This window comes from Methylobacterium frigidaeris, assembly GCF_022179185.1.
GTDB lineage: Bacteria > Pseudomonadota > Alphaproteobacteria > Rhizobiales > Beijerinckiaceae > Methylobacterium > Methylobacterium frigidaeris.
The window spans coordinates 90,459-115,974 of the sequence record NZ_BPQJ01000003.1 but is presented as its reverse complement, the minus strand read 5'-3'; the positions used below and the strand labels follow the sequence as shown (position 1 = coordinate 115,974).

Genomic DNA, 25,516 nt, shown 5'->3' with positions numbered 1-25,516 from the left:
CCTCACTCCCGCCGCAGCAGCCGGTCCACCAGCAGGTCCGACCACAACCCGGCGCGGAAGTCGCGCTTGAGCGCCTCCGGGTCGTAGACGTGCTCGACCCAGTCGAGGAAACTCAGGCCCTTCGGCTCGCCCTCGGTGAGGTAGCGCTCGAAGAACGCGTCGAGGATGCCGGTCTTGGCGAAGCGGAAATGGCCGAACTTCGCCGAGAGCTGACGCGCCGCCTCGCGCACCGGCCGGCCCTCGTGCAGGATCAGGTAGAGGGCGGCGGCGAGGCCGGCCCGGTCGGCGCCGGACTTGCAGTGCAGCACCGCCGGATAGGCGAGGCCGGCGAAGAAGTCCCTGGCGGCGAGCAGCGTCGCCTTGTCGGGCGCCTCGCGCGAGCGCATCACGAACTCGACGAGGGCCAGCCCCTCCCGCTCGCAGGCCTCGCGCTGGAGCTGCCAGGAGCCGTGCTCGCGCCCGCCGCGCAGCGAGATGATCGTGCGCACGCCCTGGCGCCGGAACCAGGCGAGGTCGTGCGGCGCCGGCTGAGCCGAGCGCCAGACCATTCCGCGCCCGATCCGGTGGCGGTTGAGATAGGCCAGGCGGATCACGCCGTGGTCGATCAGCAGCATGTTGGCCCAGGCGCGCAGGCGTCCGCCCGGGCCGGCGATCGGCTGCTCCCAGCGGGCGATGCGGGCCATGCGGCGGGCGTAGCGGGTCTCGGGCGGGAGGAAGCGGTTGAGCACGAAGGGGCGGGCGCCTGACTTAAGGGAAGAACGCGAGTCGCGAGGGCGGGCAGCGTGCCGCTCTAGCAGCCGCGTGACCCGGCCGCAACGACGGGGCCGCAGATGAGCCGGCGCGCAAGCCTGGCATTGCGCTTGCGACGTCTCCCCCGCATCGTAGGGACGCGATCCGTCGGCTAACAATCGAGGGGGAAGACCGTGAGCACTCAGGTCGTCAGCATTCGCCGGGCCCGGGAACAGGATGCCGGGATGCTGTCGGAGATCTTCGACGCCGCCTGGCGCGAGGCCTATCAGGGCATCATCCCGGGCGTCGCCCTCGACCGGATGCTGGCGCGGCGCGGGCCGCGCTGGTGGCGCTCCACCATCGGCCGCAACCGGCCGCTGGTGGTGCTGGAGGTGGGCGAGAGCGTCATCGGCTACGTCTCCTACGGCCGCTGCCGCGACCGGTCCCTCAAGGCCGAGGGCGAGATCGACGAGATCTACCTCGCGCCGACCTACCAGGGCCTCGGCTACGGCACCCGGCTCTTCAGGGCGGTCCGCAACGACCTCGCCGACCGGGACGTGCGCCGGGTCGCAGTGTGGTCGCTCACGGAGAACGACCGGGCGCGGGACTTCTACGAGCGGATGGGCGGGCGCGTGGTGGCCGAGGCCCGCGACCGCATCACCGGGGCCGACCTGCACAAGGTCGCCTACCTGTTCGGCTGACGAGGCAGGGCGCGGCCTCGGTGGACGCGGCCGATGCCTCCTGGTTGATCGCCGCCACAGTCGTCTGCCCAATCGATGGTCATCCGCAGCAATGGGCTTGGGAGCGACGGTCATCGCCCGCGGCCCGGCCACGGCGGAACTTGTCCTCGACTGTCACGGCCGCCGTTGCATCCCGGCGCTTGTGCGGGCGCCCGCGGCCCTCTAAGGACCGCGCCATTCAGGGGCGCTCTCGCCCTTGCAGGGAGTCTGCTCATGCGCCTCGATGCCATCTCCATCGGCAAGAACCCGCCCGAAGACGTCAACGTCGTGATCGAGGTTCCGGTCGGCGGCGAGCCGATCAAGTACGAGATGGACAAGGAAGCCGGGACGCTGATCGTCGACCGGTTCCTCTACACCGCGATGCACTATCCGGGGAACTACGGCTTCATTCCCCACACCCTGTCGGGCGACGGCGACCCGTGCGACGTGCTGATCGCCAACACCCGGGCGATCGTTCCCGGCGCCGTCATGAGCGTGCGCCCGGTCGGCGTGCTGGTGATGGAGGACAATGCCGGCGAGGACGAGAAGATCATCGCCGTCCCGTCGCGCAACCTGACCAAGCGCTACGACCGGATCGAGAACTACACCGACCTGCCCGACATCACGATCCACCAGATCCAGCACTTCTTCGAGCACTACAAGGATCTCGAGCCCGGCAAGTGGGTGAAGATCGTGCGCTGGGGCGACAAGGCCGAGGCGCAGCGCCTGATCCTCGAGGGCATCGAGCGGGCCAAGAAGGCGAAGTGAGGCGCGCCTGAACCCTCCCCCTCTGCGGGGGAGGGTGCCCCACGCAGAGGGGCGCGGGAGGGGGACGCCGCGCCGCCTCCGGACGCGACCGAACCGGACTGACCGGCGCTACCAAGAGCAGCGTCGCGCCGCTCGGCGGACTGCGTCCCGCTGTGCTCTCTCCACCGCCGAGGAAAGGGGAGGGTTGATGCGCGCAACCTGCACGCACCGCTTTCTCCATCGGCTCTCCCCATCATCCGCCCGAAGATCATCTCCAGGCAGGCGCATCCATTAAGGCGCACACCTCATGGCCCGCTCCATGGACGCGATCTCGGCGATCTCGGCGCGCAGCCGCGCGGACAGAGGCACGTCGGCCTGATCGTCGTACCGGCAGCCGGCATTGCCGAAGCTCCGGATCGCCTTGGCGGTCCTGAAGCAGTAGCCCGCCTCCTTGTAGATCATGTTTCTCTGATACCAGAACTCGTCGCATGACTGCGCCAGGCCGGGAGTTGCGCCGGCCAGACACAGCAGGGCAGCGATCGCGGTTTTCTTCATGAAGCGAACCTGTCTTGAAGGACCGAGGCAAACCGCGACGAGAACTGAGAGAAATGCGACCGGCAGCGACGATCCGTCTGCCGTCGCAGCATCCGCCCGGTCGCCTCAGGCGGTCAGGGGCGCGACCGCCTGCGATGTGCAGAGCCGGTCCTCAAAGCCGCGCGGCCGCGCTCCCCGCCCGCGGCTTCTTCACCGCGTCGTTGTAGGGCGCGTTGTAGGCGCGGCGCACCGAGGCCCAGTAGGCCTCGCGCTCGCGGGCCGAGAGGCGGCCGAGCGCGGCATTGAGCGCGGCCTCGCCGGCGGCTTCCAGCCCGCGCAGCTGGTCCGGGGTAACGTCGTGAACGGTAGTCATGGTGAAGCGGTCCCGAGCCCGATTGGGTTCGGCCGGCACCATGCCACAAGCGCGGCGGTTCCGCACGCCTCCGCTTGTCTCGCGACGGCATCGCCCTACAGCATTTTTTGATCGCAGCCGCCGATCCCGCCGGTTGCGAACGAGGGCCGACGCGATGGGCAGACACTGTCGCATCCGCGTCGATGACCATCAGGCCTGCGGGGTCACGCTGCGAGCCCGGACGCCCGGACGGACGTCACCGGCGCCGCCGTCAACCTCGCCCTCCCTCCGGGCGACTCGAGATCCGCGACTGCGCCGCCGATCGATCGATATCCTCACCGTACCTCCCGGCATCTGCCGGGTGAGGACCGAGGATGGCGGCCCTGAAACGAACAGCGATGACGATCTCGGCGGCGGCGATCTCCACCGAATCGTCCTGTGGCTCGCGCTTCTCGCGGGGATAGCGGTCCTCTGAAGCAGGACGTCGATCCGCGCGACCGCCATGACGATCGCCGGGCGGCACCCGCACGAATGTCAGGCCACAGCGCCGGACGAGCTGGCGCCTCGCGGGCTCCCTGTGCTGCGCGCTTAGCGCGCGCCGCTCCTCGCCCCGGACAGAGCCGGATTGCGGTCGGCGGCCCGGGCGGCGCTCGGCGGTAGGCCGTCTGTCGCTCGCCGCCGGTCCCAGGTGGGGAGGGGCGTGCCGGTAGTCACGCCCTCATGCCGCTCCTTGCTCCAGCCGTAGCCGGCATTGATCCCGGCATAGAAGCCGGTGAAGTCCTCGGCCGCAGCCGGGCCGAAGAGGGTGCCCGCCAGGGTAATGCCCAAAAGGGCGGTGCGCAGACGGAAAGGAGCGATGGCCAAGGGCCACCGCTCCACCCGTCTCGATCGATTATCCGTGCGAGAGCGCACCGACGATCAGTCCACGCTGATGCTCTGCGCCTCGCGGCCCTTCATGCCCTCGACCACGCCCATGGTCACGGGCTGACCCTCGGCGAGAGACTCGAGGCCGGCACGGGCGAGCGCCGAGCGGTGGATGAAGACATCCTTGCCGCCGTCATTCACCGAGACGAAGCCGAAGCCCTTCGCGGGATCGTACCACTTCACGGTGCCGCTCATCTCGGTCGACGGACCGGAGGCGAAGCGGCCACCGCCGCCACCGCGCTCGGGACGGTCGCCGAAGCCGCCGCCACCGAAACCGCCGCTGCGCGGCGGACGGGGATCGCGACGGACCGGAGCCTCGGCGGTGCTGGTATCCACGCTGGTGATGTTGGTCACCTGCGGGCCCTTCTGGCCCTGCGCGGTCTGAACGGTCAGGCGGGTGCCCGGCATCAGATCGGCGTGGCCAGCCGCCTCGACGGCGCGGATGTGGAGGAAGGCATCGCCCGAACCGTCGCCGAGTTCGACGAAGCCGAAGCCCTTCTCCTTGTTGAACCACTTGACCGTCGCATCACGCTCCGGCCCAGAGGGAGCAGCTCCGCGCGATCCGCCGCGGTCGAAGCCACCGCCGCCGCCGCCGAAGCCGCCGCCGCCGTAACCACCACCGCCGCCGCCGTAGCCGCCGCCACCGCCACCATAGCCACCGCCGTAGCTGCTGCCCTGCGGCGCCTGGTCAGGCCACCGCGGCTCGCCACCACCCTCGTCGAAGCCGCGACGGCGCGGCTCCCTGAAATCACGACCACGTCCCATTAGAAGCTCGCCAAAACGTAAAAACCGCCGACCACCCTTGTACCCCGGAGCGCTCTGTGCCTGACAGCGGACGCCTCGGGATCGTTCCATTCCCGGTTGCGGTGACCAAGATGACCGCCACACTCCTGACGCAACTCAGACCGTACCGCAAGGCGGATCTGCCACGCGTGGCGATGACGGGGCTACTTTCTCACGTCACGGCGCGGATTGACAGCCCGATTCGGCATCTTTTCCCCGTGTCCATCATGCACCAGTGTGGCGTATGAGCACGGATTCGCGCGCGCGAGCACCGGCTCGCGCCTCGTGGGCGACGGCCCTGCGGATAGGGTCGATGCCACGGGACGGAACCGCGCGGGACCCTGTCAGGGCTGCGACGCGTTGCCCGCCCACCCCGTTGTTCCATCCACCGAGGTCCCGATGCCGGCCCATACCCTTCGACCGTCGCGCCGTCACGCCGATCTCGGTCCCGACTTCTACGACGTCGTCGCGCCTGCCCGCTTCCCGGCCCATATCCTGCGCCACCGCAACCAGCCCTGGGCCGAGCGGGTCGGCCTCGGCGACCTCACGGACGCGGAGTGGATCGCGCATTTCGGCCGCTTCGCGCCGCTGCCCGGCAGCTTTCCCGAGCCGCTGGCCCTGCGCTACCACGGCCACCAGTTCCGCAGCTACAACCCGGAGCTCGGCGATGGCCGGGGGTTCCTGTTCGCGCAGCTGCACGACTTGATCGACGGGCGCCTGCTCGATCTCGGAACGAAGGGCAGCGGCCAGACGCCGTGGTCGCGCACCGCGGACGGTCGCCTGACGCTCAAGGGCGGGGTACGCGAGGTACTGGCCACCACGATGCTCGAGGCGCTCGGCGTCGAGACCTCGAAGTCGTTCAGCCTGATCGAGACTGGGGAGGCGCTGGCCCGCGGCGACGAGCCGTCGCCGACCCGCTCCTCGGTGCTGGTGCGGCTCAGCCACTCGCATATCCGCATCGGCACCTTCCAGCGCTTCCGCGCCCACGGCGACGCCGACAACCTGCTGCGGCTCCTCGACCACACGGTCCGCACCTACCGGCCCGAGGCGTGGCGCGACGATCCGGCCGACCGGGCCGCGGCGTTCCTCACCGATGTCTGCCGCCGCGTCGCCCGCATGGGCGCGCAGTGGATGGCAGCGGGTTTCGTCCACGGCGTGCTCAACACCGACAACATCAACGTGACCGGCGAGAGCTTCGATTACGGCCCCTGGCGCTTCGCTCCCGTCAACGACCCGGCCTTCACCGCCGCCTATTTCGACGAGTATGGCCTCTACGCCTTCGGACGCCAGCCGGAGGCCTTGGGATGGAACCTCGCGCGCCTCGCCGAATGCCTGCTGCCGCTCTCCGACGAGGCGCGGCTCGGTGCGGCCATGGATGCCTACGGCCCAGCCCTGCAGGAGGCCTTCGCGCACGCGATCCTGCGCCGCCTCGGCCTCGCGGTGCCGGCCGACGAGGCGGCGATGCACGCGCTCGTGGGCGCGTTCTGGGCCTTCCTGCAGACCAGCCGGGCGCCGTTCGAGCAGGCTTTCTTCGACTGGTACGGCGGATTGGCGAGCGAGGCGCGGGCCGCCCGCAGCCCGGCCGCCGCGCATTATGCAGGGGACGGCTTCGCACGCGTGCGTCGGGCGCTCGAAGCGCTCTCGCCCGATCCGGCGGCCCGACTCGACCACCCGTACTTCGCCGGACTCAAGCCCTGCACGATGCTGATCGACGAGGTCGAGGCCCTGTGGGCGCCGATCGCGGCGGCGGACGACTGGTCGGCCTACCACGCCAAGCTCGCGGCAATCGGCGAGATGGCGCAGGCCTACGGCACGGGACCGGCCGCTCCCTGAGGCCGCGGGCGCGGCTCCAAGCCCCCGCGGGATTCGATTCCGCGGGATTCCGGGCCGCTCAGGCCGACGCCCCGGAACAGGTGCCGGCCGAGAGGGTCCATGCGGTAACCCGTCACCTCGCGCCGGGCGGCGACGAACACCGCCGAATGGGCGATCGGCACCCACGGCACCTCGCGCGCGAAGATGCCTTGAGCCTGCCGGTAGAGCGCGGCCCGGGCATCCTGATCGGGCAGGCGGCGGGCCCGGGTCACCAGGGCGTCGAAGGCGGGATCGCACCAGCGGGCGACGTTGCTGCCGCCGGGCCGGGCCGGGATGCAGCCGAGCAGCACGCCGAGGAAGTTGTCCGGGTCGCCGTTGTCGGCGGTCCAGCCGAACAGGGCCATCGCCGGCACGCCCGCCAGCATCTTGGCCCGGTAGGCGCTCCACTCGTCGGTGAGCAGCCGCAGCCGCACGCCGATGCGGGCGAGGTCGGACTGGATCATGTCGGCGACGCGCCGGCCGTTGGGATTGTAGGCCCGGCTCACCGGCGGGTACCACAGCTCGGCCTCGAAGCCGGAGGGGAAGCCCGCCTCGGCCAGCAGCTTCTGCGCCGCCGGCCGGTCGAGGGGCGGGTCCTTGAGCGTCGGGTCGTGCCCCCAGAGGTTCGGCGGCAGGGGCGAGCGGGCCGCCGTGCCGCCCGGGCCGTAGATCCCCGCCACGATCGCCGCCTTGTCGATCGCCATCGCGACGGCGCGGCGCACCCGCAGGTCGTCGAAGGGCGGCTTGGTCACGTTGAGGGCGAGGTAGCCGATGTTCAGCTCCTCCTCCCGCATCAGGGTCAGCGCCGGATCGGCCCGGATCGCATCGAGGTCGGACGGGTTGGGGAAGGGCATCAGGTGGCACTCGCCGGCCCGGACCTTGGCCAGCCGCACCGCCGCGTTGGGGGTGATCGAGAAGACCAAGCTGTCGATCGGCTGGCGCCCGCCCCAGTGCTCCGAAAAGACGCGGTAGCGCAGCGCGACGTCGGGCTGGAACGCCACGAAGCTGAACGGACCGGTGCCGACCGGCTCGCGGTCGAAGCGCTCCTGCTCGCCGGCGGCCAGAAGCGTCGCGGCGTATTCCGCCGACTGGATCGCCCCGAGGGCCATGGCGATGTTCGGCAGGAAGGTGGCGTCGGCCTCGCGCAGGCGGATGCGCACCGTGCGGGGATCGAGCGCCTCGACCGCCTCGATCAGCTCGGGAAGGCCGAGATCTCGGAAATACGCGTACTGGCCCCCGGAAACCCGATGGTACGGGTGGTCCGACCGCCACTGCCGGGTGATCGAGAACACCACGTCCTCGGCCGCGAGCGGCCGCGTCGGTTTGAACCTGGCGTTGCGGTGGAAGGTGACGCCCTGGCGCAAGCTGAAGGTGTAATCGCGCCCGTCCGGCGAGATCGTCCAGGATTCGGCGAGGCTCGGGCGGATCGTGGTGGTGCCCGGCTCGAACGCCACGAGGGTATCGAAGACCGGCCAGGCCGCGTCCATCCCCGTCGTGGTGGTGACGAGCTGCGGATTGAGCGACTCGGGATTGCCCTCGGAGCAGAAGACCAACGTCCTGGCGGCGGCCGGCAGCGTGGCGAGCCAGAGGGGGGCCAGGACGGCGGCACAAAGAGCCGATGCGGCGCGAAGAAGCCCCGGGAACCGCCGGCCCGCGGCCCGGCCCCGTGTTCCGAGTCGTCGATTCTGACCGGGCATCGCTCCTCGCAGCATGATCGTGCTTGGTGTCGGTCCACGCCGAACGGGGTCATCCCCCCAAGCGGCACAGCTCCTCATTGCGCCGCCACGCGGCTCTCCACGGCCGCCCGCGCGGATGCTGCCCGCGCGAGGCGGGCCGGGAACTCGACCCGTACCACCGTCCCGCTCCCCTCTCGGCTCTCCACCGAAATGCGGCCCTGCAGCTGCCCGGTGACGAGGTTGTAGACGATGTGCATGCCCAGCCCCGAGCTACCGCGGTGGCGGGCGGTGGTGAAGAACGGGTCGAAGATGCGCTCCCGGTCCGTCGCCGCGATGCCGCGTCCGTCGTCGCGTACCTCGAGGCGCACCCAGCTGCTCTCAGGAGGGACCCCGACCCGGGAGACCGCGACCACGATGCGCCCCGGCACGCCCTCCGCGAAGGCGTGCACCACCGCGTTCTTGACCAGGTTGGTGATGACCTGGGCGAGCGCCCCCGGATGGGTATCGACCTCGAACTCCTCGCCCTCGAACCCGTCTCGCGCCTCCAGCTCGAGGCGGTGCCCGCCCCGGCGCAGGAGCGGCCCTAGGCTGCGCAGCAATTCGCCCAGCCATTCGCGCAAGGCGAAGCGACGGTGTTCGTCGCTCACCCGGTCGACCGCGACCTGCTTGAAGCTGTGGACGAGATCCGCCGCCCGGGCGAGGTTGGCGGTGAGCAGGTGCGAGCCCTCGTGCATCCGCTCGACGAAGTGGGAGAGGCGAGAGCGCGAGAGCTGACCGGTCTTCGCGACCTCGCCGAAATCCCGCGCCTCGTCGCGCACCAGCGTCGCGGTGGTGAGCGCGATGCCGAGCGGCGTGTTGATCTCGTGCGCCACCCCGGCGACGAGCTGGCCGAGCGACGCGAGCTTCTCGGCCTGGATCAGGTCGGACTGGGTCTGGCGCAGCTCGGCCAGGGTCCGGTCGGCCTCCTCCTTGGCCCGGCGCAAGGCCCGCTCGCGCCGGCCGATCTCCTCGACGAACATCGCGGTGGCGCGGGCCATGTCGCCGAGCTCGTCGCGCCGCCGCCCGAATGCGGCCCCGACATCGCGCCGGCCCGGATCGGCGGCGAGGGCCAGCATGCTGCGCTGGAGCTGGCGCAGGGGCCCGGTGATCGAATGCGCCGCCGCGAGGCCGACCGTCGAGCCGACCACCAGGCCAGCGCCGGCGCCGACCAGCAGCAGCCGGAGCAGGAAGGTGCCGAGGCGGTCGGCGTCGTCGATGAAGACCTCGTTGAGGCTGCGGGCGGTCTCGCCGATCACCGCGGCGAGGCCATCCATCGCGGCGATGCCCTCGTTCTGCCGGCGCAGGCCCTCGACCGTGGTGCCGAGGCGCTCGCGCCAGCCGTCGATCGCCTCGATCATCTCGCCCTGGATCAGCGGCGAGATCGGGAGGGCGGCGGCGGTCTCGGACAGACGCCGCCCGTCCTCCAGCATCGCGGCCGCCGCCGGCACGTCGCGCCGGCGCAGGGCCTCGGCGGTGCGCTGGCCCAGCTTGAGGGTCTCCAGCGCGATATTCTGGGTCGCCTGCTCGGTCTCGTTGGCCTGCACCGCGTAGGAGAGGAGCTGCGTGACCTCGTCGTGCAGGGCGCGCTGGGCCGATCCGTCGATCTTGAGGATCCGCTCGCACCACTCGTCGAGGACGTTGACCGGGGAGGGGAGCGGCGCATGGTCCGGGACCGCGCCGCCCGCGGCGAGGGGGCGCGGCTCCTCGGCCCCACGCCAGGCCTCGTAGGCGGCGGCCAGGATCAGCAGCTCCTCGGCCTCGCCCTCGCGCCGGTCGCCCTTCAGCGCCGCCGCGAGGTCGCGGGCCGCGTTGCGCACCTGAACCATCGACGGAGGCGCGCCGCCGGCTCCGCCAGACCGCACCGGGCCGGCCCCGCGCGCGGCTTCGATCTCGGCCTGCGACACCAGGGCGCGCAGCTCGTTGACCGCGCCGACCACGTCCCGGACCTGCCGCAGGGTGGCGGCCTTGTCGGTGAGGGAGACGACGAGGTCGGTATTGGCGGCCCGCTGCCGGTCCCGGGCCTGATCGGCGAGGCTCACCAGGGCGTCGGCCCGGGACGCCATCTCGGCGATCAGCCCGTCATTCTCCCGGGTGATCCGCACCAGGGCCTGCATCTGCTCGATCGAGTCCTTGAGTGCGTCGCGGGCCGCCTCGATCCGGGCCGCCTGGTCCGGGGTGCGGGCGAAGCGGCGCAGGTCGTCGAGGGAGCCGGCCGACTCCGCCGTCAGGCGGGCGAAGCGCTCGGCGTGGTCGGTGCGCTCGGCCGGGCGCGCCGCCACGAACTCGTCGCGCACCGTCGTCGACAGAGTCAGGGTGCGGTAGATCGCGCCCGCCAGCACGGCGCCGTCGCGCGCCTTCCCGGCCTGGGCGAGCAGGAGCCAGCCCGCGAGCGCGATCAGCGCCGCGATGGCGATCGGCAGACCGCCGACCAGGAAGATCTTGTGGCCGACCCTCATCGTGGCCCCGTTCCGCCGCGGGCGCCGACTATGCATTATTTCTCAAGGTCTGCCAGCGCCGGGGGCGTCGGTGGCACTCACCCCGGCATCGGCGGCCGCAGGCGGGTCCCGGAGACCGGGCCCGGACGGCGCTTCATCGCCCGGGCCTCGAAGGCCTGCCGCCTCTGCCGGGCGATGCCCGTCGGTACCGACATCGCCGGACGGGGAATGGGCAGGGGAGCCGGCCGCCGGCCGGCGCAGCGGTCCGGCCCCGCGCCGAGGAAGGCGCGCAGCGCCTCCAGCTCGGCGGGATCGCCGTGCAGGACTGCGTCCAGGAGATCGGCGCTGAAATGCGGCATGACGGTCTCGCGATCGATGGCCTCGTCGCATCGGTTCCGCGCGTCAGCCGACCGACACCCGGCCCGGCATCCGGACGGGCGTTGCCGGGCGCTGCTCCTGGATCACCCGCACCGGCCGGCGCGGCCCAGCCTCCTGCGAGGCACTCTCCGGCCGCAGACAGGATTCGGGCCGGTAGGGCCAGACCACCTCCGTGCAGGCGCGGTCGGACGCGGGCGCCGTCGAGACCGGGGCCACCCGGACCGCCTCCGCGGGAGCCGCGACGGGGGCCGCCTTGCGCGCCACATCGGCCAAGGTTTCCTCGGCCAAGGTGTCCGCGGCCATGCGCGGCGGCGTCGTCTTCGTCATCTCGACGATGCCGACCGTCAGCATCGCACTCATCAGGATCACCCGCGCCACGACCATCTTCGCCTCCTCGCAGCCCGTTATTTCCGGGCTCTTGTGCGGGGCGGTATAGGCGCGATGCATGTCCGCGATTTTGCTTCGGAGTGCCGATTCGGCTCGGTCGGGGCACATCGTGTTTCGTCCGCTGCACTGGACGAAACATTTCGCGGCACAACACGCGCGAGAAAAATCCCCCTCTCCGGCGGGAGAGGAGGACGGACATTGTCAGGGAAAGCTTGGTCCCGTCGCAAATCGCGACCGGATCATTCGGATCACTCGGCCGGGGTCTGCTCGGCGGTGAAGTGGCCGCACCAGTCCTGGCCGGCGACGACCGGCCATAGGCCGTGGCCCTGCGGCTCCGGCTGGCTGACCGGCGGGTTGTAACGGCACAGGCCCTGGTCGCCGGTGGCGGCGGCGCCGTTGAGCTTGTGATCGTCGAAATAGCGGCAGCTGCTGCAGGCCGCGCCCTGGATGGTCGCCATCGTGATCTCTCCCGTCCGGTGAGCCGTCGCCCGGCCCCGCCACTTGCTAATTAGAACAACTAAAAACTGAAGGCAAGAGGCGGCTTGGGAGGAGCCTTTGCAGAGAGGTCCGGGATGGCTCCTGGGCAGAGCGCGCCGCGCAGGTGCGCCGGTGCCCCGAACTGGTGCGGATCCCCTCTCCGGGGTGGGAGAGGAGAGATCCAACGCCTCGATGGATGGGCGGCCATTCGGTCTTCGCGCCGTTCGCCGCTCCGCCCCGAAGGTCCGCCCCGGTGAGCCGGCAACCTCTTCAGGGCCAGGAGCGCGTCGTGTTCGACGAACGACAACGCCGTCCGGTTCTCGCCGGCGGTCGGCTCGCCACTCCAGACGGTGTTCGGGATGTCATCCGACGCGCCGAGGTGAAGACTGTTCGCCGTCGCGGCGCCGGTGGCCGCGATGGAGGCAGCGAACAGGAGACGCCGCCGGGGAAGCCCGCCCCGGCCTGCCGCAGGATCGCCGTCAGCGGCGTGAGGTCCGGCGACACTCTCCGGGCCCGCAGCCCATCCGGAACGAACAGCGCCAAGCCGTAGACCGGGCCGAAATCTGCGGCGGAGAGGCCGCCGATGACGGGCGCCACGCGGCGAAGCCCATGGCGGAGGGATCCGGCGGCGAGGCTGCCCGTCGCCTTGGGCATGCCCTTCCCCTTGATGGGGTTGCACATCGATTCGCAGCCACCCCCATCAAGCCGGAAGGCCGGCCGCCATGCGGGAGGGCGGCTTGCCGCGGAAGCGGCGGTTGCCTAGGCCGCGCGGGCGACGCCGGGAAGCTCGGATCTTACCCCAAGATCCCCCTCGAAAGACTTTATAAAAACACAACAGACATGTCTATGCCTCAAACTGCTTCGTAATATACTCTATTATTGTTGAACTAACAAAATTATACTTATATAAATTCGAAAAAATGTACCGAGAGTCTGCTATGTTAGCACATAGCCATGACGCAAGAGGATGATTCGATACGATATGTAAGAGCTTGGAAAACTTTGTTAGTTCAAAAGATAAATCTAAGATGGTCAGAAGTCACAATGTGGTGATTCTGCCACATTCTCTCGTGATGGCGATCTCAACAGATTGTTAGATCTTGGACGCGGTTGATCAACTCGGCGTCATGAAAGATTGTTCACCCGCACCGCATGAAGTCAGGTGCGGTTCGGCCGGACTTATGCGGCGGCTGAATCTTCGGGGGCATAAGAGGGACATGGTCTCGAGGCCGAAGAGGTCTTCGGAACAGAGTCGTTCACCCCTTTCGGGTCCGAAATCTTGGAGGTCTCAATGAAGCTCGTGAAGAGCCTTCTGCTCGGGTCGGCCGCTGGCCTGACCGTCGTTGCTGGTGCGCAAGCCGCCGATCTGCCGATCAAGAAGGCCGCGCCGGTCGAGTACGTCCGCGTCTGCTCGACGCATGGTGCCGGCTTCTTCTACATCCCGGGCACCGACACCTGCCTGCGCGTCTCGGGTCGCGCCCGGTTCCAGGCCACCTACCTGCAGAGCTTCTACCGCGGCGGCGTCGTCGGCGGCGGCGACCTGACCGGCTTCCAGGGCCTCGGCCGTCTGAACCTCGATGCCCGCACGGCGACCGGCTACGGCACCCTGCGCGCCTTCGTGCGCTTCGACCTCGCCTACGGCACCGGTCCGTTCCTCGCGTCCGGCACGCAGCGTCTCGCCGGCACCGGCTTCCCGGGCCAGGGCGTCGACACCTTCGGCCGCTCGGTCACCACGGTGAACGTCGACAAGGCCTTCATCCAGTTCGCCGGCTTCACCGCCGGTCGCGCCGCCTCGTTCTTCGACTTCTACGCCCACGACCTCGAGTTCGTCGGCTCGTCGCTCGGCTCCGACATCTCCTCGACCAACCTGCTCGCCTACACCGCGACCTTCGGCCAGGGCTTCTCGGCGACGCTGTCGATGGAAGACCCGCTGCTGCGCAAGACCCCGGTCTTCGGCAGCGGCACGGCCGGCACGAACTTCGTCAACTACCAGGTCTTCACCGCCGGTTCGGGCAACTTCACCCCGGTGCTGGGCACCAACGCCTTCGGCCAGCCGGTCATCGCCGACTACGACGTCGTCCAGCGCCAGCGCCTGCCCGACTTCGTCGGTGCGCTCCGCTACGATGCGGCCTGGGGTTCGGCACAGGTCTCGGCCGCTGTGCACGAGATCAACACCGCCAACGCGGCGTCGGTGCGCTCCTTCGCCGGCTTCTCGACCGCCGGCGCCGTGGCTCCCCGCCCGGGCAGCGACTACGGCTGGGCCGTGCAGGGCGGCCTGAAGGTCAACCTGCCGTTCATCGCCGCTGGCGACCTGCTCTACCTGCAGGGCTCGTACGGCGAGGGCGCCCTGCGCTATACCGGCTACAACGCCTGGCTCGGCGGCTACACCGCCTCCGCGTCCCTGGCCGCCGGCACCTCGCTCGGTACCTCGCTCGTCGACGCGGTCGTCGATCCGCTCACCGGCAAGCTCGATCTCTCGAAGTCCTGGACCGTCTCCGCGGCCTACCTGCACTACTGGGCTCCGGAATGGCGTTCGGCGGTGTTCGGCAGCTACGGCGAAGTGTCGTACGGCAAGGCCAGCCGCGGCAATCTCGGCTTCGTGAACCAGATTGGCGGTTTCGCGACCTCGTCGCTGCCGAGCCCGTTCGCTGCCGGCTTCGGCTTCTCGAGCCAGCTCCGCGACACCAACCAGATCGTCGCGGGCGCCAGCCTGATCTGGTCGCCAGTGCGTGACCTCGATATCGGCCTCGAGGGCAACTACGCCCGCCTCGCCCTGCAGAGCGGCCGTGTCATCGACCAGAACAAGGCTCCGGGCGTCAGCGCGGCTTCGGTCACCAGCGTCGTGAACGGCGTACCGTTCGCCGGTGCCGTCGCCCTGCCGACCGCCAGCGCCACCGACACGTTCCAGATCCGCATGCGCGTCCAGCGCGACTTCTAATATCATCGAAGTCGAGCCATCGGGGGTCCCGGCGCGAGCCGGGGCCCTTTTTTCGTCTTCAAAAGAAAAATAAAAGAAAAAAGGCGCACTCTGGGAGTGCGCCTTGCAGGTGCCCTGGGTCTCGAAACTCAGGATTTCTGTTTGTACCAGCATCTCAAGGTCAGTTCAACTGTCATACCTCACGTTGTATCGATCTTCTCCGTAAAAAATCCCGGGCATCAAGATCTAACAATTCTCGGGGTCGAACCTCGGCGTCGCCCGCGGGCGGGCGTTGGATACCGTCACGGATGGACCCGAGGGCCGAGAGACGCCGTCGCTCCGGTTCCCCCGGTATCTGGATCCGCGCGGACGCGTCAGGCGCGCTGCTCCTTCAGGCGGCGGACGCACTTGCTGTAATATTGCGGCCAGCGCGGACCCTGCGCCGCCTTGTCCGGGGGGGTCAGGGCGCGCCACTCGGCGCCGCATTTGCGCTGGCGCTCGCGGGCGGCGAGGCTGCGAAGGTTGGGCTCCCGGCGCGGCGCGAACTCGGGATTTGGTGCGGCCTGGCCGAGGGCCGCGGCAGGTGCGGCGGCCAGAAGAACCGCCAGAACGGTGCGGAGGAGGGGAGACGGCATGGGCGGGCTCATAGGGCGGGCTCGCAGCAGGAACGCCGGCTCGGCCGGCATGCGGCCGAGACTGCCACAGCCTGACGCAAGGGCAAGAGACGGGGCTCCCGTTGCCGCCCGCTTACTGGGTCCTTGCCGGTCTCGGCCACGACACCGGTGCAAGACCGTCGCAAGATCGTCGATTGAGACAACCTTCACCCTGTACAGGGTGGGCCCGGCTCTGTTTACCTCTCCCGGACGCCCGATGCGACGGACGCTCCTCCGTCCCCGCCGTGCCAGAAGGACCAGCCGCATGTCGGCCGTGACGACGACGCCGATCGACCTCTATTACTGGACGACGCCCAACGGCTGGAAAGCCTCGATCATGCTCGAGGAATGCGGGCTGCCGTACCGCATGGTGCCGATCAACATCGGCAAGGGCGCGCAGGCCGCACCGGACTTCCTGGCCGTGTCGCCGCACGGCAAGATCCCGGTCATCGTCGACCCGGACGGGCCCGGCGGCACCCCGATCACGGTGTTCGAATCGAACGCGATCCTGCAGTACCTCGCCCGCAAGACCGGGTTGTTCTACCCCGCCGAGGAGCGCGCCCGCATCGCGGTCGACATCTGGCTCTTCTGGCAGGCGGCGAATTTCGGGCCGACCCTCGGCCAGACCCACCATTTCCGCATCTACGCCTCGGAGAAGATTCCCTACGCGGTCGAGCGCTTCACCGCGGCGACGACGAAGCTCTACGCCACGCTCGACGGGCAGCTCGGCCGCCACCCTTACGTCGCAGGGGAGGAGTACAGCATCGCCGACATCGCGATCCTGCCCTGGGCCAAGCTCTGGGAGCGCCAGGGCCAGGACATCGCGGCGTTCCCGAACGTCGCCGCCTGGATGGACCGGATGAAGGCCCGCCCAGGGGTCCAGCGCGGCTTTCGGCTCAAGCCGGACCCGGATGAGGCCCCGGCTCCGCGCGGCTGACGGTCAGTTCGCGGCCGGCTTCGCCGCGGCGGGCTTCGCCTTCGCCGGCGCGGCATTGCTCGACGCCGGCGCGACCTGGGCGAACTCGTCCGGGGCCTTGGTCCAGGTCTGCGAACCGCACAGGATCTTCAGCATGCAGCCCGAGATGGCGAGTTCGCTCGCGCTCTCGCGGCTCACCGAGACGTCGTAGATCTTGCCCTCTTCGGCGTTGTAGATCTGACCCTTGTAGGCGCCTTCTTCGGGCTTCAGCCCGTCCATCAGCGTGAGGCCGATCACCGGGCGGTTGCGCTTCTTCGGATCGGGATTCTTGATGTCGGTGCGCGGCTGGCCCTGATCGTTGAGGGGCGTCTTCAGCCACACCACCTTGCCGCAGGCATGGGCGGCGTTGGGGCCGCACTTCTCGATCTTGATCTTGGCCCGGCCGTCCTCGGTGAGCCAGGTCCCGGACGGGTCCCCGGCGGGGGCCGCCGCGGCAGCACCGGCCGACAGGAGGGTGGTGGCGAGGGCCGGGATCAGGATCGAACGCATGCAGGAGTCTCCTGGCTGTTCGCGCCGCTCCCGGGCCCAAGGGCCCGAGCGGCGGAGAGAGGCGGTGGTCGCCGCCCGGCTCGGGCCGGGCGGCGTAACCGAAAGGTCACGTTGAAGCGCAATGAGCCCGGTCTTTGGGGCGATTTTTCGGCCGTGTTGCGGCAGAGCCGCAATCGCCGCGCGAGCCGCACCCACGCTTGAGGGGCGCACGGCCCACCGCTATAAGCCCGGCGCCGGGCGTCCCCATGGCCCCGGCGCGCGGGCGTTCGCGCCCGGTGCTGCCGGACCCCGAGGTCCGGTCCCGCGCGGCATCCCGCCGCCCACGCCACCGCTTTCTTGACGGACCTCCCATGGCCACCGAGCGCACCTTCTCCATCCTGAAGCCCGATGCCACCGCCCGGAACCTCACCGGCGCGGTCAATGCCGTGATCGAGGAGGCGGGCCTGCGCATCGTCGCCCAGCGCCGCATCCGCATGTCCGACGCCCAGGCCAAGAAGTTCTACGAGGTCCATGCCGAGCGCCCGTTCTACGGCGAGCTCGTCGAGTTCATGACCTCGGGTCCGGTCGTGGTGCAGGTGCTCGAGGGCGAGAACGCCGTCGCCAAGTACCGCGAGGTGATGGGCGCCACCAACCCGGCGCAGGCCGCCGAGGGCACCATCCGCCAGAAGTTCGCCAAGTCGGTCGGCGAGAACACCGTCCACGGCTCGGACAGCCTCGAGAATGCCGGCATCGAGATCAAGCAGTTCTTCGACGAGAAGGACATCGTCGGCTGACGGTTTCCCCGACCGGAAAACGCCGATAGGCTGACAGCCCTCGCCGCCACGCGGCGGGGGTTTTTTCGATGGGGGGACGAAGCGGTGACGGCGCAGCCACGGATCGAGCGGACGACCTCCACCTGCCCGCACGACTGCCCGTCGGTCTGCGCCCTCGAGGTCGAGGTGATCGACGGCGCCACGATCGGCCGGGTGCGCGGCAGTCCGCGCCACAGCTACACGGCGGGCGTCGTCTGCGCCAAGGTCGCCCGCTACGCCGAGCGCATCCACCATCCCGACCGGCTGATGCAGCCCCTCATCCGCACCGGCCCGAAGGGCTCGGGGGAGTTCGCGCCGATCGGCTGGGACGAGGCGCTGGACCGCGTGGCCGAGGCGTTCCGGGCGGCGGAGGCCGCGCACGGGCCGGAAGCTGTGTGGCCCTACTACTATGCCGGCACGATGGGGCTGGTGATGCGCGACGGCATCAACCGCCTGCGCCACGCCAAGGGCTATTCGGGCCAGTTCTCGACCATCTGCACCACGCTCGCCTGGTCGGGCTACATCGCCGGCACCGGCCGCCTCGGCGGGGTCGATCCGCGCGAGATCGCCGAGAGCGACTGCGTGGTGATCTGGGGCACCAACCCGGTGCACACCCAGGTCAATCTGATGACCCACGTCCAGGCCGCCCGCAAGACCCGGGGCGCCACAGTGGTCGTCGTCGACATCTACGACAACCCGACCATGCGCCAAGCGGATCTCGCGCTGCTGCTGCGGCCGGGCACCGACGGGGCGCTCGCCTGCGCGGTGATGCACGTGCTGTTTCGCGACGGCCTCGCCGATCGCGATTACATGGCCCGCTACACCGACTGTCCGGAGGCGCTGGAGGACCACCTGAAGAGCCGCGATCCGGCCTGGGCCGCCGCCATCACCGGGCTCACGGTGGAGGAGATCGAGCGCTTCGCCCACCTCGTCGGGCGTACCAGGAACACGTTCTTCCGCCTCGGCTACGGTTTCGCCCGCAGCCGCAACGGCGCCGCCAACATGCACGCCGCGCTCTGCATCCCGGCCGTCACCGGCGCCTGGCAGCACCGCGGCGGCGGCGCCTTCCACTCGAACAGCGGGGTGTTCGGCCTCAACAAGCGCCTGATCGAGGGGCTCGACGTCGTCCGCCCCGGCACCCGCATGCTCGACCAGTCGCAGATCGGCCGGGTGCTCACCGGGGACCCGGAAGCACTGCGCCACGGCCCGCCGGTGACCGCGATGCTGATCCAGAACACCAATCCGGTCTCGGTCGCCCCCGAGCAGGAACTGGTGAAGCGGGGATTCGCCCGCGACGACCTGTTCGTCTGCGTCCACGAGCAGTTCATGACCGAGACCGCCCGGATGGCCGATCTCGTCCTGCCCGCCACGATGTTCCTGGAGCACGACGACCTCTATACCGGCGGCGGCCAGCAGCACATCCAGCTCGGCCTCAAGCGGATCGAGCCGCCGTCCCTGTGCCGCTCGAACCACGAGGTGATCGTGGCCTTGGGCCAGCGCCTCGGCGCCGAGCATCCGGGCTTCGCCATGAGCCCGCGCGAGCTGATCGACGCCACCCTCAAGGCCTCGCGCCGCGGCAGCCTGGCGGAGCTGGAGGAGGACGGCTTCCTCGACGTGCAGCCCGTCTTCGAGCGGGCCCACTTCCTCGACGGCTTCGCCTATCCGGACCGGCTCTTCCGCTTCCGGCCGGACTGGAGCAAGGTGCCGGTGGCGCAGGACGGGCCGCGCGGGCCGGCGATGCCACCGCTCCCCGACCATTGGGACGCGCCGCTGATGGGCGCGACGATCGACCATCCCTTCCGCCTCGCCACCAGTCCCGCGCGCAACTTCCTCAATTCGAGCTTCACCGAGACCCCGACCTCGCTCGCCAAGGAGCGCCACCCGACGGTGATGATCCACCCGGAGGATGCCGGGCCGCTCGGGATCGGAGAAGGGGCCTGGGTGCGCCTCTCCAACGAGCGCGGCGCCGTGACCTTGCGGGCGACGTTGTTCTCCGGCCTGCGTCGCGGCGTGCTGATCGCCGAGTCGATCTGGCCCAACGATGCCTATCCGGACGGGCGCGGCATCAACACCCTGACGGGGGCCGACGCCCCGGCCCCGTTCGGCGGCGCCGCCTTCCACGACAACCGGGTCGCCATCGCGGCCCTGCCGCAGTAGCAGTCGCCGCGTCTTTCATCCTCGGTGTGGCCCGCCCGCCCTTGTGCGGGCGGGGAGTTTCGGCGTCCAACGGTCGAGCTTGACGACAAGCAGCCCAACGGACCTCATTGCCATGCGTCTCCGCACCTTCCTCGCCGCCGGTCTCCTCGCGCTCGGCGCCACTGCGGCTCTCGCCGGCGCGTCCTCGTCGCAGCTCGAGGCCTACCAGCCCGATCCGTCCCTGCGCACCGCGCCGACGTCGGAGCTCGAGACCCGGGTGCGCCGCGCCTGCGCCGTCGTCCAGGCCAGGATGCAGAACACCGCCGAGACCAGCTTCGAGCGCCCCTGCGGCTGCTACGCCCGCACGACCCTGCGCGCCCTGAACGCATCCGAGATCGAGTCCTACCGCACCACCGGCTACTTCAACGATTCGGCCCGCGCCAAGGCGCTCGGCGCCATCGACAGCTGCAAGCTGCAGCGTCCGGTCTGAGCGGCGTGGCGCTGCGGACGACGGCGTTCGCGGCGTCTCAAGCGTCGTCGTACTCTCGATGCAGTCGACACCCACCCTGTCATTCCGGGGCCACGCAGCGGAGCCTGGAATCCAGACGCTTAGGTCGGCACAGGATAAAGCGGCACACTATCCGCTCTTTCCTGAACCATCTGCGGTTCTGGATTCCGGGCTCCGCTGCGCGGCACCGGAATGACAGGGTGCGTGTCAGTGCCGACGGGGAAAACAAAACAACTTCTTGCTTCATCGTCCGTCTTCTGCCGAGGAGCGGCGCTCACGCCGCCTCCGGCACCGGCGCCCCGGGCTTCGCCGGCGGGCGCGGATCCTCGGTGAGGCGGCCGTTCTCGATGCGGAAGACGCGGTCGACCTGGTCGAGCAGGCGCTCGCTGTGGGTGATGAAGACCTTGGCGGCCTTCACGCCCTTCAGGCTCTCGACGAGCGCAGTCTCGGTCGCCGGGTCGAGGTTCGCCGTCACCTCGTCGAGGAGCATCAGCCGCGGCCGGCGACAGAGGGCGCGGGCGAGCAGCAGGCGGCGGCGCTGGCCGGTGGAGAGCACGCTCCCCTCCTCCGAGACATGGGTGGCGTAGCCCTGCGGCAACCGCTCGATCTCCTCTCGGAGCGAGACCCGGATCAGGGCCGCCTCCATCTCGGCGTGGGACACGGCGGGATCGAACAGCGACAGGTTGTCGGCCACCGTGCCGGCGAAGAGCCCGTCATCGGCGAAGACGACGCCGAGATTGGCCCGGTACTCGCGCTTGCCGAACTGGCTCAAGGGGGCGCCGTCGATCGTGACGGAGCCGGCGGCGGGCTCGGTGAGGCTCGCGAGGATCCGCATCAGCGAGGACTTGCCCGAGCCAGAGGCGCCGACGATCGCGATGGTCTCGCAGCGGCCGACATCGATGGTCAGGGAGGCGCCGGTGAGGATCGGCTCGTCGCCCCGGCCGAACCGGATGGTGACGTCCTCGACCCGGACCTCCTTGCGGATCGCCCGGTGGAAGGTCGCCTCGTGCAGGCCCTCCTCCGGCGCCTGGCCGATCACGTCGTCGAGGCGCGCGACGTGGACCTTGAGGGCGGCGAGCTGGAGCAGGCTCGAGGTGAGGTGGTTCACGCGGTCGAAGAAGTCGGTGCGCAGCGCGATGAAGGCGTAGAGCGTGCCGATCGTCAGCGTGTTCTTGATGACGCCGGTGATGCCGAGATACAAGGTTGCCACGGTGCTGATCGCGATGACGACGTGCATCAGGAACTCGGCATCGAGCCCGGCCTTCTTCGCCCGGAAATCGAGATTGGCGAAGCGCGCGAAGCTCTCGAACCAGTTCATGGCGAAGAGTTCGGTGCTGTTATGCGCCTTCAGGCTGCCGATGCGCTGCAGCCCGTCGATCAGGCTCGCCTGCTCCTGCGAGCGGGCCTCGAGCGAGCCGGCGGTGGCGCGGTCCAGCGTCGGGAAGGTGACGAAGCGCATCGCCAGCACGGCGGCGAGCGTCGCCAGCGTGATCGACGCCATCACGGGCGAGTAATAGTACATCAGCCCGACGAGCAGGAACGACGTACCGATATCGGCGAAGGACGTGACCAAGCCCCCGACCATGAAGGTCCGGATCGTATCGATCGACTGGATCCGGGTGACGAAATCGCCCGGATGGCGCAACTCGAAGTAGCTCAGCGGCAGCCGCAGGGCGTGGCCGACGACGTTGCGGGTGAACTGGAGTTGCAGCAGCGTCGAGGCGCGCAAGGCGATGTAGCCGCGCAGCCACTGTCCGAACGCCTCGAACAGCATCATCAGGATCAGACCGGCGGCCAGCATCTGCATCAGGTCGAGGTCGACCTGCGGGATCACCACGTCGAGCGCGATCTGGAGCAGCACCGGGGTGGTGAGGCCCAGCAGCGAGATCGCCACCGACACGAGCGTGATCTGCCACACCGTGCCGCCGAGGCCCCGGGCGCTGCGCAGGATGTCGAACAGCTTGAGCCGGTCGCCGACCTTGATCGCCCGGAAATCCATCCGGGGGGCGAATTCGAGCACGACGCCGCCGAACAGCCGCTCGACATCGGCCCGCTCGTAGATGCGCAGGCCGAATTCGGGATCGTGGACGTGATACCTGCCGCGTGCGATCGTCTCCAGCACCACGAAGTGGTTGCCGCGCCAGTGCAGGATCGCCGGCAACGCCACCTGCTCCAGCTCGGTCACGCCGTCGAGGGCGTAGCCGCTGGCGTCGAGGTCGAGGCTGTCGGCGAGCGCCACGATGCTGGCAAGCGTCATGCCGTTGCGCGAGAGCGGGAACAGCGCCCGCAGGTAGGCGAGGTCGATGTCGTGGCGGTGATAGTTCGCCACCATCGCGAGGGCGGCGAGCCCGCACTCGTTGGCCTCGTTCTGCAGGATCGAGCGCACCCGCCGCCGCTTGCTGAGCGCGCGCTTGAGCCAGTCGGTCATCGGATCATTCCTTGCCGCTCATCCTCGGCCGCTCATCCCCGGCCGCGCATGGCCCGGATCGGATCGAGCATCCAGTCGATCAGTCGCCGCCGCTCGACCACGATGTCGGCCGAGAGCGTCGAGCCGATGCGGATCGGCTCGTCGGCACCGTAGGCGCGCATGGTGCGGGAGTCGGGCCGCACCTCGACCCGGTAGACCGATTGGCGCGCCGCCGCGGCCGCCGCATCGCCCCCGCCCTCCTCGGCGGAGGCCAGCATCGGGTTGCGCAGCGGCGTGCCGGAGATCACCGTGATCGTGCCCTTGGCGATGCCGAAAGTCTTGAACGGGAAGGCGTCGTATTTCAGCACCACCTCCTGGCCGACCTTGGCGAGGCCGATCGCCCGGGCCGGCACTTCGAGCACGATCAGGGGATCGGCCCGGGTGTCGCCGAGGATCGCCACCACCTGGTCGGCGGTCACCGAATCGCCGGGCTGGACGTAGAGGCCGGCGACCTGGCCTTCGGTGGGCGCCACCACGTCGATGCGCGACTGGGCGCCGAGCGCGGTGATCTGCGCCTCGATGGCGCTCAACTCGTTGCGAGTGGTGGCGAGCTGGGCCGCCTTCTCGGTGTCGCCGGTGCGCTGGGCGCGCAGGCGCTCGGAGGTGCCCTGCCGCAGCTCGGCCCGGCGGGCGCGCAATTCGGCGAGCTGTCGGGCATAGTCGAGGGCGGCGCGGCGCTGGCCGTTGAGGGTCTCGCGGGTGGCGTAGCCCTGCTTGAGGTAGGCCTCGACGCGGGCGACCATCTCCTCCTGCTGCGCCAGGCCCTCCTTCAGGGTGCGCTCCTGCTCGTCGAGGGCGCGGACCACGGCCGCGACGTTGCGCTCGGTCTCGTCGCGGTCGCCGCGGGTCGACGCGAGATAGGCCGAGAGGCGCGCCTCCTCGGCGGCGAGGCTGGTGCGCCGCTCCTGCAGGCTGCGCAGGGTGGCGCCGACGGTCGAGACGCCACCCGTCGTCTGCTCGCGCAATTGCACCTGCATCAGGCGCTGGCCGCGGGTGACGGTGTCACCCTGCCTGACGGTGATCTCCCGGACGATGCCGGCGGCCTGGGCGTCGAGGCGGGTGAGGCCGGAGGCGGCCGAGACGTAGCCGCGCACCGACTCGGAGCGGGCGAGCCGGCCGAGGAACAGGGCGGCGATGACGACCACGATGATGGCGCCGAAGAACAACGCCATCCAGACGCTGCCGCGGTCGTGCTGGAGGTGGACGGTGCCGCTGATCCGCCGGCGCTGGAAACTGGCCTCCCCAGAGGAAGGCGCCGCGGGTTCGCTCATCGACCATCCGCTCGCGAGACCTTACGCCGCGAGATCGTGCGGCGTCTCCCCGCCTGCCGGAGAGTTGTCCTGCACCCTGGCGGACGAGGGTAAATAATCGGCGAGCATCGGCCAGAGATGCCACTGCTCCGGCCGGGCTGCGATCGCGGCCTGGATGTGCCGGCGCATGATGTCGGCTCCTTTAGCCCGCTCCTCGGCCGCTTGCCCGCGCACCTCGAAGGGCTGGCCGAGGCCGACCGTGTCGCCGTTGTCGTCCATGGTGGTGGCGATCGGCACCACGGTCGCCCCGGTGAGCCGCGCCAGGGTGTCGGTGCCGAAGGCGAAGCGGAACGGCAGCCCGAACATCGGCATCTCGGCCGGGGCGCCGTAAGACGGGTCCAGATCGCAGAACACCACGATCACCGCGCCCTTCTGGGCGAAGCGCACCGCGGACAGGAAGTCGGCCCGCTGGCTGACATTCAGGAAGCGCACGTCGACGTCGACCTCGCGCAGCCGCTCGATGACCTCCGTCTCCATCCCCATATCGTCGCGCTGGCGCAGGACCAGCATCGGCCGGCCGGGGAAGTGGCGCACCATCAGGGTGGCGAGGCAGAGCACGTAGGCACCCATGTGGAGGGGGGCCAGGATCACCGGCCGGCCGGTGGCGGCGATCCGCTCCATCACCGCCGGATCGGCGACCTGCACCCGCTCGATGTCGCGCTGGATCGCGTCGACCGGACGCTTGTGCAGGGCGCACCACTCGATCTCGGAGGCGACGTCGTGGTGGGCGGCCGCGCGTGACAGGCGCAGGGCCTCGCGGCGCGGCAGGCGCAGGACGCTCTCGAAGGTCGCCGCGAAGCGTTCGCCCCCGTCCCTGGCCAGGAGGCGGCGTCCCGTAACGAGGGCGCGCAGGGCGCGCCGGCGCCAAGCCAGCGGCAGGCTCGCCAGGCGCGCGTAGGTCCAGGGGATGTGCGGGGTCGTACTCATCAGAACTCAGGCCCTCTCAGATACGGCCCCGCACGGATCCGCTAGTGGCGGCTCAGCACTTCTTGGACTTGGAGCTGCCGCAGGACGGGGCCGGGGGCGGGCAGACCGGAGCCGGCGGGGGGCACGGCGGCGGGCAGCAGGGGGCGCAGATCGTGCCGCCGGCGACGGTGCCGAGGGTGGCGATGTCGAGTTTCTTCATGGTGTCTCTCCTGTCTGTGTTCGTGTTGTCGTCGAGGCCAGGCTGCGGCCGAGACGATCAGCACTTCTTGGACTTGGAGCTGCCGCAGGACGGGGCCGGGGGCGGGCAGACC

24 protein-coding genes are annotated in these 25,516 nt (G+C 70.0%); 8 read left to right on the top strand and 16 right to left on the bottom strand.

The window, feature by feature from the left end:
- Positions 1-2: 2 nt before the first annotated feature.
- Positions 3-728, bottom strand: a complete 726-nt coding sequence (locus tag MFF64_RS04085; protein ID WP_099899617.1) for a fused DSP-PTPase phosphatase/NAD kinase-like protein — start codon at positions 726-728, stop codon at positions 3-5.
- Positions 729-923: 195 nt separating this feature from the next.
- Here MFF64_RS04085 and MFF64_RS04080 point away from each other — a divergent pair, with 195 nt between their 5' ends.
- Positions 924-1,430: a GNAT family N-acetyltransferase gene (locus tag MFF64_RS04080; protein WP_099899619.1), complete on the top strand. Its 507-nt coding sequence runs from the start codon at positions 924-926 to the stop codon at positions 1,428-1,430.
- Positions 1,431-1,682: 252 nt separating this feature from the next.
- A complete protein-coding gene (gene ppa, locus MFF64_RS04075) occupies positions 1,683-2,216 on the top strand; it encodes an inorganic diphosphatase (RefSeq protein WP_048462359.1) in 534 nt (177 codons plus the stop codon).
- Positions 2,217-2,486: 270 nt separating this feature from the next.
- On the opposite strand, the gene MFF64_RS04070 is transcribed toward ppa, so the two are convergent.
- The 4 genes from MFF64_RS04070 to MFF64_RS04055 all read right to left on the bottom strand — a co-directional run bounded on the left by MFF64_RS04070 (position 2,487) and on the right by MFF64_RS04055 (position 4,770).
- Complete coding sequence (locus MFF64_RS04070) at positions 2,487-2,750, bottom strand: YARHG domain-containing protein (RefSeq protein WP_099899621.1); 264 nt, start codon at positions 2,748-2,750, stop codon at positions 2,487-2,489.
- A gap of 151 nt (positions 2,751-2,901) precedes the next feature.
- Positions 2,902-3,102: a hypothetical protein gene (locus MFF64_RS04065; protein WP_099899627.1), complete on the bottom strand. Its 201-nt coding sequence runs from the start codon at positions 3,100-3,102 to the stop codon at positions 2,902-2,904.
- 567 nt (positions 3,103-3,669) lie between these two features.
- Positions 3,670-3,945 carry a hypothetical protein gene (locus MFF64_RS04060; protein WP_238189736.1) on the bottom strand — a complete coding sequence of 92 codons (276 nt, stop codon included), beginning with the start codon at positions 3,943-3,945 and terminating at the stop codon, positions 3,670-3,672.
- 54 nt (positions 3,946-3,999) lie between these two features.
- Positions 4,000-4,770 carry a cold-shock protein gene (locus MFF64_RS04055; RefSeq protein WP_099899622.1) on the bottom strand — a complete coding sequence of 257 codons (771 nt, stop codon included), beginning with the start codon at positions 4,768-4,770 and terminating at the stop codon, positions 4,000-4,002.
- Positions 4,771-5,187: 417 nt separating this feature from the next.
- Here MFF64_RS04055 and MFF64_RS04050 point away from each other — a divergent pair, with 417 nt between their 5' ends.
- Positions 5,188-6,621, top strand: a complete 1,434-nt coding sequence (locus MFF64_RS04050) for a protein adenylyltransferase SelO (RefSeq protein WP_099899624.1) — start codon at positions 5,188-5,190, stop codon at positions 6,619-6,621.
- Here the strand turns inward: MFF64_RS04050 and MFF64_RS04045 are convergent.
- From MFF64_RS04045 to MFF64_RS04025, 5 genes are all read right to left on the bottom strand, one after another.
- Positions 6,594-8,336: an ABC transporter substrate-binding protein gene (locus MFF64_RS04045; RefSeq protein WP_238189734.1), complete on the bottom strand. Its 1,743-nt coding sequence runs from the start codon at positions 8,334-8,336 to the stop codon at positions 6,594-6,596. The genes MFF64_RS04050 and MFF64_RS04045 overlap by 28 nt on opposite strands.
- 74 nt (positions 8,337-8,410) lie before the next feature.
- Positions 8,411-10,810: a sensor histidine kinase gene (locus MFF64_RS04040; protein ID WP_099904393.1), complete on the bottom strand. Its 2,400-nt coding sequence runs from the start codon at positions 10,808-10,810 to the stop codon at positions 8,411-8,413.
- 77 nt (positions 10,811-10,887) lie between these two features.
- The gene (locus MFF64_RS04035) at positions 10,888-11,148 is read right to left on the bottom strand and encodes a hypothetical protein (RefSeq protein ID WP_099904395.1); all 261 of its coding nucleotides are present in this window, start codon (positions 11,146-11,148) and stop codon (positions 10,888-10,890) included.
- A 43-nt stretch (positions 11,149-11,191) separates the two neighbouring features.
- Positions 11,192-11,614 carry a hypothetical protein gene (locus MFF64_RS04030; RefSeq protein WP_133123570.1) on the bottom strand — a complete coding sequence of 141 codons (423 nt, stop codon included), beginning with the start codon at positions 11,612-11,614 and terminating at the stop codon, positions 11,192-11,194.
- Between the two features lie 188 nt (positions 11,615-11,802).
- Positions 11,803-12,012: a hypothetical protein gene (locus MFF64_RS04025; RefSeq protein ID WP_099904399.1), complete on the bottom strand. Its 210-nt coding sequence runs from the start codon at positions 12,010-12,012 to the stop codon at positions 11,803-11,805.
- A 1,310-nt stretch (positions 12,013-13,322) separates the two neighbouring features.
- Between MFF64_RS04025 and MFF64_RS04020 the strand changes: the two genes are divergently transcribed.
- Positions 13,323-14,969: a porin gene (locus MFF64_RS04020; protein WP_238189732.1), complete on the top strand. Its 1,647-nt coding sequence runs from the start codon at positions 13,323-13,325 to the stop codon at positions 14,967-14,969.
- A 353-nt stretch (positions 14,970-15,322) separates the two neighbouring features.
- Here MFF64_RS04020 and MFF64_RS04015 read toward each other — a convergent pair whose 3' ends face one another.
- A complete protein-coding gene (locus MFF64_RS04015) occupies positions 15,323-15,583 on the bottom strand; it encodes a hypothetical protein (protein ID WP_099901967.1) in 261 nt (86 codons plus the stop codon).
- A 283-nt stretch (positions 15,584-15,866) separates the two neighbouring features.
- Here MFF64_RS04015 and MFF64_RS04010 point away from each other — a divergent pair, with 283 nt between their 5' ends.
- Positions 15,867-16,538 carry a glutathione S-transferase family protein gene (locus tag MFF64_RS04010; protein ID WP_238189730.1) on the top strand — a complete coding sequence of 224 codons (672 nt, stop codon included), beginning with the start codon at positions 15,867-15,869 and terminating at the stop codon, positions 16,536-16,538.
- Between the two features lie 3 nt (positions 16,539-16,541).
- Here MFF64_RS04010 and MFF64_RS04005 read toward each other — a convergent pair whose 3' ends face one another.
- Entirely contained in the window at positions 16,542-17,066 is a 525-nt protein-coding gene (locus MFF64_RS04005) for a DUF2147 domain-containing protein (RefSeq protein WP_099902767.1), read from the bottom strand.
- A gap of 350 nt (positions 17,067-17,416) precedes the next feature.
- Here MFF64_RS04005 and ndk point away from each other — a divergent pair, with 350 nt between their 5' ends.
- The 3 genes from ndk to MFF64_RS03990 all read left to right on the top strand — a co-directional run bounded on the left by ndk (position 17,417) and on the right by MFF64_RS03990 (position 20,483).
- Positions 17,417-17,839, top strand: coding sequence for a nucleoside-diphosphate kinase (gene ndk / locus MFF64_RS04000; protein WP_099902765.1), 423 nt, complete (start codon positions 17,417-17,419; stop codon positions 17,837-17,839).
- A gap of 84 nt (positions 17,840-17,923) precedes the next feature.
- On the top strand, positions 17,924-20,014 hold the full coding sequence (locus MFF64_RS03995) for a molybdopterin-containing oxidoreductase family protein (RefSeq protein ID WP_238189728.1): 2,091 nt from the start codon (positions 17,924-17,926) through the stop codon (positions 20,012-20,014).
- Positions 20,015-20,126: 112 nt separating this feature from the next.
- Positions 20,127-20,483, top strand: coding sequence for a hypothetical protein (locus MFF64_RS03990; protein ID WP_099900067.1), 357 nt, complete (start codon positions 20,127-20,129; stop codon positions 20,481-20,483).
- Between the two features lie 292 nt (positions 20,484-20,775).
- Here the strand turns inward: MFF64_RS03990 and MFF64_RS03985 are convergent, their stop codons facing one another.
- The 4 genes from MFF64_RS03985 to MFF64_RS03970 are packed head-to-tail and all read right to left on the bottom strand — an operon-like array spanning position 20,776 to position 25,404.
- Positions 20,776-22,929: a peptidase domain-containing ABC transporter gene (locus MFF64_RS03985; protein WP_099900065.1), complete on the bottom strand. Its 2,154-nt coding sequence runs from the start codon at positions 22,927-22,929 to the stop codon at positions 20,776-20,778.
- A 32-nt stretch (positions 22,930-22,961) separates the two neighbouring features.
- Positions 22,962-24,239: an HlyD family secretion protein gene (locus tag MFF64_RS03980; RefSeq protein ID WP_099900063.1), complete on the bottom strand. Its 1,278-nt coding sequence runs from the start codon at positions 24,237-24,239 to the stop codon at positions 22,962-22,964.
- 21 nt (positions 24,240-24,260) lie between these two features.
- Positions 24,261-25,205 carry an LpxL/LpxP family acyltransferase gene (locus MFF64_RS03975; protein WP_099900061.1) on the bottom strand — a complete coding sequence of 315 codons (945 nt, stop codon included), beginning with the start codon at positions 25,203-25,205 and terminating at the stop codon, positions 24,261-24,263.
- 52 nt (positions 25,206-25,257) lie between these two features.
- The gene (locus MFF64_RS03970; protein WP_238189726.1) at positions 25,258-25,404 is read right to left on the bottom strand and encodes a hypothetical protein; all 147 of its coding nucleotides are present in this window, start codon (positions 25,402-25,404) and stop codon (positions 25,258-25,260) included.
- Positions 25,405-25,516 lie beyond the last annotated feature (112 nt).